Source organism: Sphaerisporangium rufum, assembly GCF_016863395.1.
Taxonomy (GTDB): Bacteria; Actinomycetota; Actinomycetes; order Streptosporangiales; family Streptosporangiaceae; genus Sphaerisporangium; species Sphaerisporangium rufum.
The window spans coordinates 97812-110842 of record NZ_BOOU01000055.1; the positions used below are offsets into that span (position 1 = coordinate 97812).

Here is a 13031-nt window from a genome sequence, read left to right on the forward strand (position 1 = left end):
CTGCTCTTCGGTGACCTCGCGAGATTACCGAGTGGAGCGACAGCGCGACCCACTGTTGAAGAAGCTGGCGGAAAGCTCCTGCAGGATTGCGAATCTCATGTCATCCTACGTGACAGCTTGAACACTCTCCGCGCTCATGCTTCAACTTCTGAGGACGGGTGGGCCCGTGGAAACCGACCAAAGAGCGATGAATTCGGCCACATCCGGTGACCCGCTTCGCATCACTCGGGAACTCGATCACAGCTTCACCGGATGGCGAGTGTGGTTCGGCGTCGCGACACGGCGCTGGTGGGCACTCGCCCCGTGGTGGTGCCACGAACGATTCGCCCTGGTGGAGGCGGGGAGCAGTGCGGAGCTTGTCCTGCGGATGAATCGGATCGAACTGGGCTGCCCGTTCATCCTCGGCCTGTCCACCGCCGGCGCTGCGGAAGCGGTCGATCGGTTTGATCTAGGGTCATGCGGTGGCATCACCCGGCGCTGACCATTTTGCACTGACATAGAACGTTATCTCACAGAAAGGAACTGTCCCGATGATCGCGATGCGTCCTCGCGCGCTGGCTTTCGCTCTGGACGGTCTCACCGGGTTCTTCCGCTCCACCCCGCGCACCGGGAAGTCGGATGCGACTGACGATCGGATGCGGCCGCTCACCGGCCCGGCAGCATTCGGCGGGATCCCGGTAGTCTCACGCCGGTTCGCTCCCTGCGCCTCACAGGTGCGGCCCGCCCGCGCGTTCGTCGCCGGCCTACTCGGTGCAGAACACCCCTGCAGGGACAATGCCATCCTCCTGACCAGCGAACTCGCGGCCAACGTGATGCGACACGCGATCGAGCAGGAGTTCCTGGTGTCCGTGGCCTTCCCGGGCACCAGCGTGCTGGTCGCCATCGAGGACGGTGGCTCGTCCAAGATCCCGCACCTGCGCAGGCCCGCCGACGACGAGACCGAAGGCCGAGGGCTTCTGATCGTCGACGATCTGGCGTCGCGATGGGGCTTCGAGCGGCGACCGTCCAGCACCCTGGTCTGGTTCGAGCTCGCCCCATCCTCCTCCTGATCTCGACTCAGATAGGAGCACCCGGGCGAGCAGCGAGCTGACCAGAGAGACGACCGACCCGCTCGGCGAACGAAGGGATGATCGTCTGGCTGAAGGGCATGGCAGGTCAGAGCCAGCCCTGGCCCTGGGCGCGGCGGACCGCCTCGATGCGGTTGCGGGCGTGGGTCTTCTGGATGGCCGAGGACAGGTAGTTGCGCACGGTGCCCTCCGACAGGTGCAGGCGGCGGGCGATGTCGCCGACGGTGGCCCCGTCGGCCGCCACCCCGAGCACGTCGCGCTCGCGGGCCGACAGCGGGTTCGGGCCGGCGCTGAGCGCGGCGGCGGCCAGCGCCGGGTCGATCACCCGCTCGCCGGCCAGCACCCGGCGGATCGCGGCGGCCAGTTCCCGGGCCGGGCTGTCCTTGACCAGGAAGGCCGCGGCGCCGGCCTCCATGGCCCGCCGCAGGTAGCCCGGCTTGCCGAAGGTGGTGAGGATCAGCACCTGGCAGCCGGGCACCGAGCCGGTGATCTCGGCGGCGGCCGCGATGCCGTCCATCTCCGGCATCTCGATGTCCAGCAGCGCCACGTCCGGCAGGGCGGCGCGGGCCGCCCGGACCGCCTCGGTGCCGGTTGCGGCCTCGCCGACCACCTCGATGTCCGGTTCCAGGCCGAGCAGCGAGGCGAGCGCCCCGCGGACCATCGCCTGGTCCTCGGCGAGCAGGACCCTGATCACGTGCTCCTCCTGGTGGTCTCGGCCGGCACCACCACCGGAACCGGCACCGGGATCGGCACCCGCAGCCGCAGCCGGAAGCCGCCGGACGGCCCGGGCCGGGCCTCCATCGACCCGCCGGCGTCGTCCACCCGCTCGGCCAGGCCGCACAGCCCGCTGCCCGGCTCCACCGGCCCGGCGGCGTGCCCGTCGTCCTCGATGTCCAGGGTCGCCGCTTCCTCGGTACAGGTGATCGTGATGTCGCAGCGACCGGCCCCGGCGTGCCGGACGACGTTGGTGACCCCCTCGCGCACCGCCCAGGCGAACAGCCCGTCCAGTTCGGCGGGCAGCGGCGTGCCGGTGGTGCGGACGGCGGCGGTCACCCCGGCCGCGCACAGCGCGGTGCGGGCGCCGTCCAGCTCCTCGGCCAGGCCGCGCTGCCGGTAACCGGTGACGGCCTCGCGCACCTCCCCCAGCGCCTGCCGGGCGACCGCCTCCACGTCGCGGATCTCCCGCACGGCGCGCGGCGGGTCCTGCTCGGCGAGCCGGCCGGCCAGCTCGCTCTTCAGCACGATCAGCGACAGGCTGTGCCCGAGCAGGTCGTGCAGGTCGCGGGAGATGCGCAGCCGCTCCTCCCCGGCCGCCAGCCGGGCCACCTCGCCCTGGGCCTGCTGGAGGCGGTGCACCAGGACCCGGGTGTTGCGCACGCTCATGAACAGCACGCCCACGGTCACCACCTGCAGCACCAGGATCAACAGGGTGTCGGAGTCGGCGCCGTCGGACAGGCCGTCGGCGAGCACCACCCCGGCCATGCCGGCGACGCCGGGCAGCGCCGCCCGGGTGGGCAGCGCCATGCCGATGACGACGGTGGCGTAGATGGGCAGCGCCAGCCACCCTCCGCCGAAGATGAGCGGGAAGACCAGCGCCATCAGCACCAGCAGCCCGAGCAGCGGGTGGGTCCACCGGCCCGGCTCCCCGAAGTCGCGGGGGCTCAGCGCGGTGCCCACGTAGGCGGCCACGAACGCGACCAGCGCGACGGCCGCCCAGCAGGCCTTCACCCCGCTGATGGCCCCGGACACCAGGTCGCCGGCCGGGTAGACCAGGTAGACCAGGCCGACGGAGAGCCCGAGCAGGCGCCGCCACCGGGTGCGGCGGGGGTCGCTGCCGGTGAAGTTGAGTATCTCCGCCAGCCTGCTCACGGTCAGCCTCGCACGGTGGCCCGGCGGAAGGCGAACACCGCCAGCGCGCTAAGCACGACGGCCCAGGCCACCCAGCCGGCCAGCGAGGCCGTCCCGGGCACCTTCCCCGCGGCGATCTGCCAGCCGATGTCGGCGTAGTCGTAGGACGGCAGCGCGCGGGCGATGCCCCGCATCGTCTCGGGGAGCATGGCGACAGGGAACCACAGTCCGCCGAGCAGCGCGAGGCCGAACATGCAGATCATCGCGAGCGGCTGGGCGGTGTCCGGCCGCAGCAGCGAGCCGATGGTCAGGCCGAGCGCGGCGAACGGGATGGCGCCCACCCACATCGCCGCGATCACGGCCAGCAGCTGCCCGGACAGGCTGACGTGCTGCACGAGCACCGCGGCCAGCGTGACCAGCAGCAGCGCCGGCAGCACCAGCAGCAGCGCAGTGATCATCTTGGTGACGATGACGGCCCAGCCGGGCAGCGGGGTGATCTGCAGCTGGCGCAGCCAGCCGGCCTGCCGCTCCTGCGCCCACGGCACCGCGGTGGACATGATCGACGCGGCCAGCGCACCGTAGGCGGCCATCGATACCAGCAGGAAGATCCTGCCCTGCAGGCCGGTCGACTCGTCGGCCTGGGCGCCCCAGAGGTTGGAGTAGAGCAGGTAGAAGCCGACCGGGAAGGCGACGACGAAGATGATGTAGCGCTTGTTGCGCAGCATCCGGGTGGCCTCGAGCTTGACGTAGTTGAGCATGGGTCAGACCTCCGCGGCCTGGGTGAGGGACAGGAAGGCGTCCTCCAGGTCGGCCCCGCGGACCTGGAGATCGCGCACGTCGAGGTCGGTGCCGCGGTAGAGGGCGGCCACGGTGGCGTCCACGTCGGCGGTGACCAGTCGCACGGTGCCCCCCTGGATGTCCACCGCGGTGACGCCCGGCAGCACGTCCAGCCCGGCGGCGGGCTGGTCGCCCAGCGAGAACGCGACCGTGCCGGCGCCGGCGCCGGCGCCCGCCTTGATCTCGGCGGCGGTGCCGTCGGCGACGAGCCGGCCGCGGGCCATGACGATCACCCGGTCGGAGTTCTCGTCGGCCTCTTCCAGGTAGTGCGTGGCGAACAGCACGGTACGGCCGGCCGAGGCGTAGCCGCGCATGCTCTCCCAGAAGGCGCGCCGCGACTCCACGTCCATCGCGGCGGTGGGCTCGTCCAGCACCAGCAGCCGGGGCCCACCGGCGATGGCCAGCGCGAAGCGGACCCGCTGGGTCTGGCCGCCGGACAGCCGGTCGGCGCGCCGGCCGGCCAGTTCGGTGAGGTCGGCCATCCGCAGGATCTCCTCCAGCGGCAGCGGGCGGGGGTACAGCCGGCGGATGAAGTCGACGGTCTCCCGCACGGTGAGCTCGGGGATCAGCGCGCCTTCCTGGAGCATGGCGCCGATCTCGCCGCGGGCCACCGCCTCCTCCGGCGAGTGGCCGAACACCCGGACGGTGCCCGCGGTGGGGCGGGCCAGGCCGAGCAGCATGGAGATGGTGGTGGACTTGCCGGCCCCGTTCGGGCCGAGAATGGCGACGGTGCGGCCCGGCTCCATGGTGAGGTCCAGGCCGTCCACGGCCCGGACCGCACCGAAGCTTTTGCGCACCCCGCTGAGCTCGATCGCGTTCATGCCGATAACCGTAAAAGCGCGCGATCTCCGGTCGCAGTGCCGCTCATCCGGCGTCCGGGATGACATCTGTCATCTCGGACATCACCGGCTCACCGCCTCACAGGCGGCAGGCGAAGATGGCGGTGACCAGCACGGCCTTGGCGCCGAGCTCCCACAGCCGGTCCATGATCTGCTGGTGGCCCTTGCGCGGCACCATGGCCCGGACGGCGACCCAGCCCTCGCGGTGCAGCGGGGAGACGGTCGGGCCCTCCATGCCGGGCGTGATGGCGATGGCCTCGTCGATGCGCTCGGCGCGGATGTCGTAGTCGATCATGACGTAGTCGCGGGCGACCAGCACGCCCTGCAGCCGGCGGGCGAGCTGCCGCAGCCCGGGCGTCTCGGCCGCGCCGGCCCGCTTGACCAGCACGCCCTGGGAGTGGGCGATCGGTTCGCCGAAGACCTCCAGGCCGACGTTGCGCAGCGTGGTGCCGGTCTCGACCACGTCGGCGACCGCGTCGGCGACGCCGAGCCGGATGGCGGTCTCCACCGCACCGTCCAGCTTGATCACCCGGGCGTCGACGCCGACGTCGGCCAGGTGGTGGCCGAGCAGGCCGGCGTAGGAGGTGGCCACCCGCATGCCCGCCAGGTCCTTCACCGAGGAGAACGCGCCGGGGCGGGCGGCGAAGCGGAAGGTGGACACCCCGAAGCCGAGCGGCATGACCTCCTCGGCGGGGGCGCCGGAGTCCAGCAGCATGTCGGCGCCGGTGATCCCGGCGTCCAGCGTGCCCTCGCCCACGTAGACGGCGATGTCCCGCGGGCGCAGGAAGAACAGCTCGCAGGAGTTGTCGGGGTCGACGACCACGAGCTCCTTGGCGTCCTTGCGGGGGCGGTACCCCGCTTCGTTCAGCATGGTGTGGGCGGCCTCGGCCAGGGCGCCCTTGTTCGGTACGGCGAGACGGAGCATGGTCGGATAATCCTTCGCGGGATCGGGACGGGCGAGGCGGGTCTCGGCCGGCGCGGCGCCGGCCTAGAGATGCTTGTAGACCTCGTCCAGCCCGATACCGCGGGCGATCATGAGAACCTGCACGTGGTAGAGCAGCTGGGAGATCTCCTCGGCGGCCCGGTCGGTGGACTCGTGCTCGGCCGCCATCCAGCTCTCGGCGGCCTCCTCCACGACCTTCTTGCCGATGGCGTGCACACCGGCGTCCAGGGCCGCCACGGTGCCCGACCCGGCGGGTCGGGTGCGCGCCTTCTCGGACAGCTCGGCGAACAGCTCTTCGAAGGTCTTCATCGTCTCTCTCGCGTCGGTGAGCCTGCCGCTCCAGCGTAGTCGTACCCGGGACGCGGCAGGTGCGGGGCGCTCCGGAACGGGCGATCCGCCACCGGCCCCGGCCGATCCCGATCTTCCAGCAAAACGTTCATTACACACAAAATACGGACATTAATCGTTAAACTGCCTGGATCGGGCGGGCGGATGTCGGAGAGGATGCCAGAGCCACGGCGTTCGTGGCCAGGGTCTCAAGGGACGCGCACCGGCCGGCGGGCCGGCCCTATCGCACGCGGCCCGGCGAGCCCCGCGCACCGGCAGGGGGACGAGATCGACATGACCGCGAGGACCGCGCCGGCCGGCCCGGCCCGGGGCCGGCGGCCCGGCGGTGGGAGCCGGCCGTGACGCTCACCCGCCGGGTGGCCGACACCCCGCGCTGCCTGGACGCGCTGAACAGCCCCGAGCGCCTCAAGGCGCTGGAGCAGCTGCAGGCCGTCGGCGCCCTGGCCCGCCAGACGCTGGACCGCTCGGCCGGACTGGCCGCCCGGCTGCTGGAGGTCGGCGTGGTACTGGTCACCCTGGTCGAGGGCGACCGGCAGCGGCTGACCCAGTACATCGGCTCCCGGAACCCGCGCACCACCGACCGGACCATGCCGCTGGACTGGGGCTTCTGCCCGCTGGTGGTGGCGCAGGCCCGCCCGCTCGTGATCGGCGACGTCCGCGGCCGGACCGGCCACGCCCGCAACCCGGCGGTCACCCAGACCGGCATGCGCGCCTACCTGGCGGTGCCGCTCACCCTGGACGGCCAGGCCGTGGGCGCGCTGTGCGTGGTAGACCGCCGGCCCCGACGCTGGACCGGTGACCAGCTGCGCACGCTCGGCGAGCTGGCCACCGCGGCCATGGCGGAGATCCGTCTGCTGCTGGACTCGGCCGAATCGGCCCGGCTGAACGAGCAGGCCGAAAGCGCCCGCCGCCGCTCCCGCCAGCTGCAGGATCTCGCGCAGGCGAGCGTCGAGATCAACTCGGCCAGGTCGCTGGACGACCTGCTCGGCACGGTCACCGAGCAGGCCCGCGCCCTGGTCGGCACCCACCAGGCGCTGACCGCGCTCACCACCGGCCGGGCCCGCCCGGTCACCGCGATCTCCCTGTCGGACCGGTACGCCAGGTGGCGCGACCCGGAGTCCTTCGCGGTCGAGGACGGCCTGTACGCGGAGGTCTGCCGGCACAACGTGCCGCTGCGGCTGGGCCAAGGCGAGCTGCGCGGGCATCCCGCGTGGTGCGGGCAGGCCGGCGGGCGCCATCCGCCGCTGCGTGACTGGCTCGCCGTGCCGCTCGTCGACTCCGCCGGCGGCAACGTCGGCCTCATCCAGCTGTCGGACAAGCGCGACGGCGGCGACTTCACCGTGGACGACGAGGCGATGCTCATCCAGCTCGCCGAGCTGGCCGCCGCGTGCATCGAGAAGACCGCGGCCCTGGAGCGCCAGCGTGAGATCGCCCGCACCCTGCAGCAGAGCCTGCTGCCGCCGCGGCTGCCGGACATCCCGGGGGTGGAGCTGGCCGCCCGCTACCACCCCGCAACCGGCGACGCGCAGGTGGGCGGGGACTTCTACGACCTGTTCGCCGCAGGCGGCGGGCGCTGGGGCGTGGTGCTCGGCGACGTGTGCGGCAAGGACGCCGAGGCGGCCGCGCTCACCGCGCTGATCCGGCACACCGCCCGGGCGGCCGTGCTGGCCGACCCCGACCCCGCCCGGGTCGCCGAAGTGCTGAACCAGGCGGTCCTCGGTCACGGCACCGAGCGGTTCTGCACGCTGGTGTACCTGACCCTCAGCCCGGAGGAGGGGCGGATCCGGGTGCGGATGGCCGTCTGCGGCCACCCGCTCCCGCTACGGGTCGACCCGCGCGGCCGGGTCCGCGAGGCGGGCCGCCCCGGCATGCTGATCGGCGTGCTGCCCGAGCCGGAGGTGCGGCCCAGCTCCTTCGTCCTGGAGCCGGGCGAGACGCTCATGCTGTTCACCGACGGCATCGCCGAGGCGCGCGGCGGCGGCCGGATGTTCGGCGAGACCAGGCTGCCGTCCCTGCTGCGCGGCGGCGCGACCGCACCGCTGCCCGAGCTGGCCGACATCATAAGCCGGGCGGCGCTGGACTACCAGGGTGGCCGCCTCAAGGACGACATCGCCACCCTGTTCATCCGGGCCGCCGGCTGATCCGGCGGCTCAGCCGGCGCGTCAGCCGCCCTGTCGGCCGTGTCGGCCGTGTCGGCCGTGTCGGCCGTCGCCGTCGTATCAGCCGCCGTAGCCGCGACCGCCGCGACCGCCACGCGGGCCGGAGCCGCGGCCGGCCGGGCGCTCGGTGGCCGACCGCCCCTCCCGGTGCTGCGCCGGGTCGCGGCGCTCGCCGCGGCCGCCCTCGCCCCGGGCGGCGCGGTCGTGGAACCGGCGCGGCCGCCGCTCGCCACCGTGGCCACCCTCGCGGCGCGGGCGCTTGGCGGCCGGCGCGGCCGGCTCCCACACCGGGATCTCCACGCCGCTCGGCAGCTGGGCACCGGCGACCTCGGCCAGCCGCGGGTGGCCGGGGGTGGCCTTCAGCCGGTTCGCCTGCACCCCGGCCCGCCGGGTCAGCGTCTCGGTGGAACGGCGCTCGTTCGGCAGCACCAGGGTCAGCACGGTGCCCCGCTCCCCCGCCCGGGCGGTGCGCCCGCCGCGGTGCAGGTAGCTCTTGTGGTCGGCCGGCGGGTCCACGTGCAGCACCAGGCTGACGTCGTCGACGTGGATGCCCCGGGCGGCGACGTCGGTGCAGACCAGCACGCCGATGTTGCCCTCGCGGAACTCGGCGAGGATGCGGGTGCGCTGGTTCTGCCGCTTGCCGCCGTGCAGGCCACCCGCCTTGACTCCGACCCGGGCCAGCTGCTTGACCAGGCGGTCCACCCCGTGCTGGGTGCGCACGAAGATGATCGTGCGGCCCGCGCGGTTGGCGATCTCGGCGGTGATCTGGAACTTGTCGTCCCGGGTCACCTGGAGCACGTGGTGCTCCATGGTGTCCACCGGCGAGGTGGCCGGGGCCAGGGAGTGGGTCACCGGCTCGCGCAGGAAGCGGCGGACCAGCTTGTCGACGTCGCCGTCCAGCGTCGCGGAGAACAGCAGGCGCTGGCCGTCGGCGGGAGTCTGCTGCAGCAGGGCGCTCACCACCGGGAAGAACCCGAGGTCGCACATGTGGTCGGCCTCGTCGATCACCGTGATCCGGACGTCCGCGAGCGAGCACTCGCCCTGCTGGATCAGGTCGGTGAGCCGGCCGGGGGTGGCAACGACGATCTCGACGCCGCGCCGCAGCGCCTCGATCTGCCGGCCCATCGACATGCCGCCGACGACCGTCTTCATCCGCAGCGACAGCCCGCGGCCGAGCGGCTCCAGCGCGTCGGTGACCTGCATGGCCAGCTCGCGGGTCGGCACGAGCACGACGGCGAGCGGGCGGCGGGGCGCGGCCTTGGTGCCGGCGATCCGGGTCATGGTGGGCAGGCCGAAGGCCAGGGTCTTGCCCGACCCGGTCTGGCCGCGGCCGAGGACGTGCCGGCCGGCCAGGATGTCGGGGATGGTGGCCCGCTGGATGGGGAACGGGCTGTTGATGCCCTGCCTGGCCAGTGCGGTCACCAGCGGGCGGGGCAGGCCGAGCAGGGTGAACTCCGCCGGTCCCTGGTCGGGCGCCGCCGTCCCGGCGGACGCGCCGGGCGCGCCGTCGGGGTGCCCGGCGAGGGCGTCGGCGGGCATGGCGGAGTGCATGGTGGTCACGATGGGTGGTGCCTTTCGGTCGAAGAGACATGGCACGTCACTTCTGCGAAAGGACGGGCCGGGGTGTACGGCGCGGTGCCGTACCGGGCTGCGCGGCTGTGCCGTGCGGGGTCGTACGGCACAGTGCCGTATCGGGAGAAACGGGCGTCGGCTGGACGCCGGAGCGGTGGGATCGACCAGGACAGGTGAGCACCGCTCATCGGGTTCGACAGGAAGTCTACCCGAACCTCGTCAAGCAACGATCAAAATCCACCGCCGGGCCGGGCATGCGGCGGGAAACACGCCGGTCAGGCCGGCCGCGGGAACGGCCGGCCAGGTGCCCGGGCAGCGGCCGAGAGGGCGCGTTCAGACGTTGAAGCCGAGCATGCGAAGCTGGTCGCGGCCCTCGTCGCTGATCTTGTCCGGCCCCCACGGCGGCAGCCAGACCCAGTTGATCTTCACGTCGGAGACCATGCCGTCCAGCGCGGAGTGCGCCTGCTCCTCGATGACGTCGGTCAGCGGGCAGGCGGCGCTGGTCAGGGTCATGTCGATGGTGGCGACCGGGCGAGCACCCTCGCCGGCCGGGTCCAGGTTCACCCCGTACACCAGGCCGAGGTCGACCACGTTGATGCCGAGCTCGGGGTCCACCACGTCCTTCAGCGCCTCGAGCACCTCCTCCAGATTCGTCTCGCCGTCGAACCCGGTGGGTCCGGTCGGGGTCTCCACTGGCTTGCTCACGCCGTCTCCTCGCCTCGCCGTCCACCGGCCGCACCGGGGCGGCCGTCGTTCCGCTGTGCCCGGCCGGTCATGCCGAGCTCCGCGCCACCGCGTCCTTGAAGGCCATCCAGGCCAGCAACGCGCATTTCACCCGGGCCGGATACTTCGCCACCCCGGCGAACGCCACCGCGTCACCGAGCACGTCCTCGTCCGGCTCCACCTGGCCGCGGCCCTGCATCAGCCGGGTGAACTCGTCCACCACGGCCAGCGAGTCGCCCACGGTGGACCCGGTGGCGAGCTCGTGCAGCACCGAGGCCGCGGCCTGGCTGATCGAGCAGCCCTGCCCGTCGTAGGAGACGTCCAGGACCTTGCCGCCGTCGCCGAGCCGCACCCGCATGGTGACCTCGTCGCCGCAGGTGGGGTTCACGTGGTGCACCTCGGCGTCGTACGGCTCGCGTAGCCCCCGGCCCTGCGGGTGCTTGTAGTGCTCCAGGATCAGCTCCTGGTACAGCGACTCGGCGATCATGTCTATCCGAACACCTTCTGGACGTGGTGGAGGCCCCGGACCAGCGCGTCGATCTCGTCCGTGGTGTTGTACAGGTACATAGACGCCCGGGTGCTCGCCGGTATTCCGAAGCGCAGGTGCAGCGGGCGGGCGCAGTGGTGCCCGACGCGCACGGCGATGCCGAACGCGTCGTCCAGGATCTGCCCGACGTCGTGCGGGTGCACCTCGGGCAGGGTGAACGACAGGGTGCCGCCGCGCCCCTCGGCCGTCTTCGGGCCGAGCACGCGCAGCCCCGGCACCTCGGCGAGCGCGGCCAGGCCGTACTCGGTCAGCTCGTGCTCGTGGCGCCGGATGTCGTCCATGCCGACCGACGTCAGGTAGTCGACCGCGGCGCCGAGGCCGACGGCCTCGACGATCGGCGGGGTGCCGGCCTCGAACTTGTGCGGGATCGGGGCGTAGGTCGAGTGGTCCATCCAGACCGCCTCGATCATCTCGCCGCCGCCGAGGAACGGCGGCATGGCCTCCAGCACCTCGCGCCGCCCCCACAGCACCCCGATGCCGGACGGGCCGACCATCTTGTGCCCGGTGAACGCCACGAAGTCGACGCCGAGCGCCGCCACGTCGACCGGGCGGTGCGGCACCGACTGGGAGGCGTCCAGCATCATCACCGCGCCCACCTGGCGGGCCCGGGCCAGCACCTCGGCGACCGGGTTGACGGTGCCCAGCACGTTGGACTGGTGCACGATCGACACGATCTTCGTGCGCTCGTTGACCAGCTCGGTGAGGCCGGACAGGTCCAGCCGGCCCTCGTCGGTGACCGGGAACCAGCGCAGCGTCGCGCCGGTGCGCTGGGCGACCAGCTGCCAGGGCACGATGTTGGAGTGGTGCTCCATCTCGGAGATGAGGATCTCGTCGCCGGGCCGCACCCGGAACCGCTCGTCCTCGGCCAGCGGGTTGCCGAAGGCGTAGGCCACCAGGTTCAGCGCCTCGGAGGCGTTCTTGGTGAAGACGACCTCGTCGCGCGAGGGGGCGCCGATGAACGCCGCCACCTTGTCGCGCGCGCCCTCGTAGGCCTCGGTGGACTCGCTGCCGAGCACGTGCAGCGCGCGGCCGACGTTGCTGTAGTGATGCTCCAGGTGGTCGCGCATGGCGTTCACCACCTGCAGCGGCTTCTGCGAGGAATTCCCCGAGTCGAGGTAGACCAGCGGCCGGCCGCCGGGCAGCTCGCGGGAGAGGATCGGGAAGTCCTTCCTGATCCTCTCCACGTCGAACAGGGTCTCGGTCATGCACTCGCCTTGGTGAAGCGCTCGTAGCCCTCGGCCTCCAGCCGGTCGGCGAGCTCGGGGCCGCCCTCCTCGACGATCCGGCCGGCGGAGAAGACGTGCACGAAGTCCGGCTTCACGTAGCGCAGGATCCGGGTGTAGTGGGTGATCAGCAGCACGCCGGTCTCACCGCCCGCGGTGAAGCGGTTGACGCCCTCGGACACCACGCGCAGCGCGTCGACGTCCAGCCCGGAGTCGGTCTCGTCCAGGATGGCGATCTTCGGCTTGAGCAGCTCCAGCTGCAGGATCTCGTGGCGCTTCTTCTCGCCGCCGGAGAACCCCTCGTTGAGGTTGCGCTGGGCGAAGGAGGCGTCGATGGACAGCGCGTCCATGCCCTCCTTGAGCTCCTTGGTGAACACCCGCAGCTTGGGCGCCTCGCCGCGCACCGAGGTGACCGCGCTGCGCAGGAAGTTCGACACCGAGACGCCGGGCACCTCGACGGGGTACTGCATGGCCAGGAACAGGCCGGCGCGGGCGCGCTCGTCCACCGACAGCGACAGCACGTCCTCGCCGTCCAGGGTGACCGTGCCGGAGGTGATGGTGTACTTCGGGTGGCCGGCGACGGCGTAGGCCAGGGTGGATTTGCCCGAGCCGTTCGGGCCCATCAGGGCGTGGGTCTCGCCGGACCGCACGGTCAGGTCGACGCCGCGCAGGATCTCCTTGTCCTCGACGGCGACACGCAGGTCACGGATTTCCAGGGTGGACACTTTAGGACTCTCCATTGTCGGCATTGTCGGCGCCGTCGAGCGAGACGAGCACGTCGTCGCCGTCGAGCTTCACTCGGTAGACAGGGACCGGCCGGGTCGCCGGCGGGCCGGTCGGCTTGCCGGTGCGCACGTCGAAGCACGAGCCGTGCAGCCAGCACTCCAGCGTGTCGTCGTACACGTCGCCCTCGCTGAGGCGCACC

General features: G+C 72.4%; 15 protein-coding genes. 3 read left to right on the forward strand and 12 right to left on the reverse strand.

The annotated features are described in order from the left end of the window. Positions 1–166 precede the first annotated feature (166 nt). A complete protein-coding gene (locus Sru01_RS20980; protein WP_203989075.1) occupies positions 167–481 on the forward strand; it encodes a hypothetical protein in 315 nt (104 codons plus the stop codon). 49 nt (positions 482–530) lie between these two features. After that, on the forward strand, positions 531–1049 hold the full coding sequence (locus Sru01_RS20985) for an ATP-binding protein (RefSeq protein WP_203989077.1): 519 nt from the start codon (positions 531–533) through the stop codon (positions 1047–1049). Between the two features lie 106 nt (positions 1050–1155). Here the strand turns inward: Sru01_RS20985 and Sru01_RS20990 are convergent, their stop codons facing one another. From Sru01_RS20990 to Sru01_RS21015, 6 genes are all read right to left on the reverse strand, one after another. Further along, positions 1156–1761, reverse strand: coding sequence for a response regulator transcription factor (locus Sru01_RS20990; RefSeq protein WP_203989079.1), 606 nt, complete (start codon positions 1759–1761; stop codon positions 1156–1158). Continuing rightward, positions 1758–2936, reverse strand: coding sequence for a sensor histidine kinase (locus Sru01_RS20995; RefSeq protein WP_203989081.1), 1179 nt, complete (start codon positions 2934–2936; stop codon positions 1758–1760). Before Sru01_RS20995 ends, Sru01_RS20990 begins: the two co-directional genes overlap by 4 nt. 2 nt (positions 2937–2938) lie before the next feature. After that, positions 2939–3673 (reverse strand): ABC transporter permease, encoded by a 735-nt coding sequence (locus Sru01_RS21000; protein ID WP_203989083.1) that lies wholly within the window; start codon positions 3671–3673, stop codon positions 2939–2941. Positions 3674–3676: 3 nt separating this feature from the next. Next, the gene (locus Sru01_RS21005; RefSeq protein WP_203989085.1) at positions 3677–4573 is read right to left on the reverse strand and encodes an ABC transporter ATP-binding protein; all 897 of its coding nucleotides are present in this window, start codon (positions 4571–4573) and stop codon (positions 3677–3679) included. Between the two features lie 97 nt (positions 4574–4670). Then, the gene (hisG, locus tag Sru01_RS21010; RefSeq protein ID WP_203989087.1) at positions 4671–5516 is read right to left on the reverse strand and encodes an ATP phosphoribosyltransferase; all 846 of its coding nucleotides are present in this window, start codon (positions 5514–5516) and stop codon (positions 4671–4673) included. Between the two features lie 63 nt (positions 5517–5579). Continuing rightward, positions 5580–5843: a phosphoribosyl-ATP diphosphatase gene (locus Sru01_RS21015; protein ID WP_189163533.1), complete on the reverse strand. Its 264-nt coding sequence runs from the start codon at positions 5841–5843 to the stop codon at positions 5580–5582. Positions 5844–6220: 377 nt separating this feature from the next. On the opposite strand from Sru01_RS21015, the gene Sru01_RS21020 reads away from it, so the two are divergent. Continuing rightward, positions 6221–8023: a SpoIIE family protein phosphatase gene (locus tag Sru01_RS21020; protein ID WP_203989089.1), complete on the forward strand. Its 1803-nt coding sequence runs from the start codon at positions 6221–6223 to the stop codon at positions 8021–8023. Between the two features lie 78 nt (positions 8024–8101). Here the strand turns inward: Sru01_RS21020 and Sru01_RS21025 are convergent, their stop codons facing one another. The 6 genes from Sru01_RS21025 to Sru01_RS21050 all read right to left on the reverse strand — a co-directional run. Beyond that, positions 8102–9592, reverse strand: a complete 1491-nt coding sequence (locus Sru01_RS21025; RefSeq protein WP_239137617.1) for a DEAD/DEAH box helicase — start codon at positions 9590–9592, stop codon at positions 8102–8104. Between the two features lie 354 nt (positions 9593–9946). Further along, positions 9947–10318 carry a metal-sulfur cluster assembly factor gene (locus Sru01_RS21030; protein WP_203989091.1) on the reverse strand — a complete coding sequence of 124 codons (372 nt, stop codon included), beginning with the start codon at positions 10316–10318 and terminating at the stop codon, positions 9947–9949. 67 nt (positions 10319–10385) lie between these two features. Continuing rightward, positions 10386–10823: a Fe-S cluster assembly sulfur transfer protein SufU gene (sufU, locus tag Sru01_RS21035; RefSeq protein ID WP_203989093.1), complete on the reverse strand. Its 438-nt coding sequence runs from the start codon at positions 10821–10823 to the stop codon at positions 10386–10388. Positions 10824–10825: 2 nt separating this feature from the next. Beyond that, positions 10826–12088, reverse strand: a complete 1263-nt coding sequence (locus Sru01_RS21040; RefSeq protein ID WP_203989095.1) for a cysteine desulfurase — start codon at positions 12086–12088, stop codon at positions 10826–10828. Then, a complete protein-coding gene (sufC, locus tag Sru01_RS21045) occupies positions 12085–12831 on the reverse strand; it encodes a Fe-S cluster assembly ATPase SufC (protein WP_203989097.1) in 747 nt (248 codons plus the stop codon). Before sufC ends, Sru01_RS21040 begins: the two co-directional genes overlap by 4 nt. A gap of 1 nt (position 12832) precedes the next feature. Then, a partial coding sequence (locus Sru01_RS21050) for a Rieske 2Fe-2S domain-containing protein (protein WP_203989098.1) occupies positions 12833–13031 on the reverse strand: 199 nt, incomplete at its 5' end.

What these genes read in the sequence shown, in the direction of transcription:
- Sru01_RS21015 (WP_189163533.1), bottom strand. Translation starts at nt 5,843, where the DNA reads ATGAAGACCTTCGAAGAGCTGTTCGCCGAGCTGTCCGAGAAGGCGCGC.
- Sru01_RS21000 (WP_203989083.1), bottom strand. Translation starts at nt 3,673, where the DNA reads ATGCTCAACTACGTCAAGCTCGAGGCCACCCGGATGCTGCGCAACAAG.
- Sru01_RS21005 (WP_203989085.1), bottom strand. Translation starts at nt 4,573, where the DNA reads ATGAACGCGATCGAGCTCAGCGGGGTGCGCAAAAGCTTCGGTGCGGTC.
- hisG (WP_203989087.1), bottom strand. Translation starts at nt 5,516, where the DNA reads ATGCTCCGTCTCGCCGTACCGAACAAGGGCGCCCTGGCCGAGGCCGCC.
- sufU (WP_203989093.1), bottom strand. Translation starts at nt 10,823, where the DNA reads ATGATCGCCGAGTCGCTGTACCAGGAGCTGATCCTGGAGCACTACAAG.
- Sru01_RS21025 (WP_239137617.1), bottom strand. Translation starts at nt 9,592, where the DNA reads ATGCACTCCGCCATGCCCGCCGACGCCCTCGCCGGGCACCCCGACGGC.
- Sru01_RS21040 (WP_203989095.1), bottom strand. Translation starts at nt 12,088, where the DNA reads ATGACCGAGACCCTGTTCGACGTGGAGAGGATCAGGAAGGACTTCCCG.
- Sru01_RS20985 (WP_203989077.1), top strand. Translation starts at nt 531, where the DNA reads ATGATCGCGATGCGTCCTCGCGCGCTGGCTTTCGCTCTGGACGGTCTC.